We start from the raw sequence: 2,891 nt of genomic DNA, 5'->3' as shown, positions 1-2,891 counted from the left end.
GACACCAGCAGGATTACCATCGACAAAGAGAAGTGAATAGAGGTCGGTGAACTTATGGTGAATCTTCTGAGCAGCCTCAAACTCGCCGTTGAACTCAAGACGAATCATGCGAGAGAACTCCTTTGGAAGTGCATTACCGATAACAGAGCACCACAGGCATACTGGGACTCTCTGTAATGGATGATAATATTAATGATGCATAAATAATCTTACTCCCCCCAAAACATGATTAATCTTTTTTCTCATTAAAAATTTGTTCGTTTCGGGGAATTTGTTTAATTTTGCACTCAATCCTAAGTGTTAGGAACAATACCGAATGTCATAAAAGGCGTTTTGAACCTATTCAATGTCAGAATAGAGACAATTCCGCTTCAATTGGCTACAGAATAAACGGCTGGCCGCAAAAATACTATATAAAAAAGAAAACTTTACTATACACCAAATAAAAGAAAAACGAAAAGAAAATATATGGACAGAAAAATTTATGTTGTCATTGTGACATACAATAGGCTTGAGAAACTAAAAAAAGCTCTTGAAAGTTATGCAAAACAAGAGTTTCAACCTTCTGATATCATCATAATCAATAACTGCAGTACTGATGGTACTACTGAATATCTCAACAATTGGAAGAATGATTCATCATCACCTTCAAATAAGCACGTTTATCACATGGAAAGAAACCTTGGAGGTGCAGGTGGCTTTCGTATAGGAATACAAAAAGCTTTATCCATGAATCCTGACTGGGTATGGATATCGGATGATGATGCATATCCACAGCCCGATGCTTTACGCATTGTCAATGACAATATTGACAAAAAAGAGTTCTCAAACGCTGTATGTTTCTGTGGTACGGTATGTGACAAAAGACTCGACAAGATAGATGTATGGCATCGTCGATATAATAAAAAAAGAGGCATTCTTATTCCTCAACTTGTATCAGAAAACGAATATAAATTAAACCACAAAATAATAGAAGAAACGTCGTTTGTCGGTTCATGCTATAAATCATCAGCATTAAGAAAGGCTGGATTACCAAACGACAATCTATTCATATATTTTGACGATACAGAATATAGTCATCGCATAGGTAAATATGGTCAAATAATACTTTTACCAAAGATCAAAGTGTTACACGATACCGGAGCATATTCCTATAGTGCTCCAGATGTTATTTCAACATGGAGAGAGTATTATCTTGTACGCAATCACGTATATACGTTAAAAAAATATCATTGGCCCACTTTTATTGCATATTGCATAATGAAAGCAATTAAGGTTTACCGTGAGTATAGAGTACACCGTAGCAAAGATACCCTCAAGATGCATCTTACAGGTATAAAAGATGGAATGAAAGAAAGGCTTGGTGTACATCCAATATACAAACCTGGTTATGAGATTAAGAAAAAATAGTTTCTACCAAGTTTTCAATGTTAATTTCGCATGACAATTTAATTCAGATGATTTTAAAAAGAAAAAAATACGATTACCTCATAGTTGGTTCTGGTCTCTTTGGAGCAACATTTGCATATCGTGCAAAACAGATGGGCAAGAAATGTCTTGTTATTGACAAACGTCCTCAACTTGGTGGAAATGTATATTGTGAGAATATAGAAGGAATTAATGTTCATAAATATGGTGCTCACATATTCCATACCACAAATAAAGAGGTTTGGGACTTTATCAACTCTTTTGTTGAGTTCAATCGATATACAAATTGCCCTATAGCAAATTATAAGGGTGAACTGTATAATTTGCCTTTTAATATGAATACATTTAATAAAATGTGGCCGGATGTGCATACTCCGGCTGAGGCACAAACAAGAATTGAAGAACAGAAGGCAGAAGCAGTTGCGACTCTTGCAGGTCGAGAACCGCAGAATCTTGAGGAACAGGCTTTATGCCTTGTTGGTAAAGATATTTTCTATAAATTAATAAAGGAATATACAGAAAAACAATGGGGCAGAGATTGTAAGGAACTTCCCGCTTTCATCATAAAACGTCTCCCAGTACGTATGATCTTTGACAATAACTATTTTAATGATAAATATCAGGGTATTCCTATTGGTGGTTACAATAAACTTATCGATGGTATGCTTGAAGATGTTGAATGCAAAACAAATGTTGATTTTTTCAATTCAGAGTACAAAGATTGGCAAAATTATGCAGACAAATTAGTATATACAGGAGCTATTGATGAATATTTTAAATATAAGTTTGGAAAACTAGATTGGCGTACAGTTTCATTCAAAACAAGAATTGAAGACAATCCTAACTACCAAGGTAATGCCGTTATAAATTATACAAGCCTAGATGAACCTTATACCCGTGTAATCGAGCATAAACATTTTGAGATGTTTGGCAAGGAGGTATATGATTGTCCAAAAACTGTCATATCAGAGGAGTATTCCGCAGAGTACAAGGAAGGAATGGAACCATACTATCCTGTTAATGACGAACGCAATAATGCCTTGGCGGATATGTATCGTAAATTAGCCGAAAAAGAAGAAAATGTGATCTTTGGTGGTCGTCTTGCTCAATATAAGTATTATGATATGGCACCTGTTATTGAACAGGTTCTAAAAATGGAAAATATATAAATCTACATAGTGTTAACCAAGCAACTCGTCTAACATATTTATAGGACAGTCACAACATTGATGTTAAAACATTTTCTTCGCTATTAGAAATGTTAAACACAATTAGAAAATAATAGATTAAAAGTATAAATCATTTTATATAACCAAACAAAGGCCCGCGATTGCGAGCCTTTGATTGGTTATATTTCTTATAAAAAAAAACTACAGTTTCAACTCCTTGATAATGCTTGAAATCTTCTGCAATGTCGTAACACGAGTTGGAACGAGAGGTAGACGGAGCTGATTCTTGATGAA

General features: G+C 34.7%; 3 protein-coding genes. 2 read left to right on the top strand and 1 reads right to left on the bottom strand.

Annotation, left to right across the window (positions count from 1 at the left end; all coding sequences use genetic code 11):
* On the bottom strand, positions 1 to 141 hold a 141-nt coding region (locus ACJROP_RS03240; RefSeq protein WP_406534063.1), incomplete at its 3' end, for a dihydrodipicolinate synthase family protein.
* A gap of 327 nt (positions 142 to 468) precedes the next feature.
* Here ACJROP_RS03240 and ACJROP_RS03235 point away from each other — a divergent pair.
* Entirely contained in the window at positions 469 to 1,410 is a 942-nt protein-coding gene (locus tag ACJROP_RS03235) for a glycosyltransferase (protein WP_406534062.1), read from the top strand.
* Between the two features lie 17 nt (positions 1,411 to 1,427).
* Positions 1,428 to 2,597, top strand: coding sequence for a UDP-galactopyranose mutase (gene glf / locus ACJROP_RS03230; protein WP_406534061.1), 1,170 nt, complete (start codon positions 1,428 to 1,430; stop codon positions 2,595 to 2,597).
* The last annotated feature ends 294 nt before the right edge of the window (positions 2,598 to 2,891 follow it).

The organism is Methanobrevibacter sp., from assembly GCF_045220775.1.
GTDB lineage: Archaea > Methanobacteriota > Methanobacteria > Methanobacteriales > Methanobacteriaceae > Methanocatella.
This window is presented reverse-complemented; position numbering and strand designations above follow the sequence as displayed.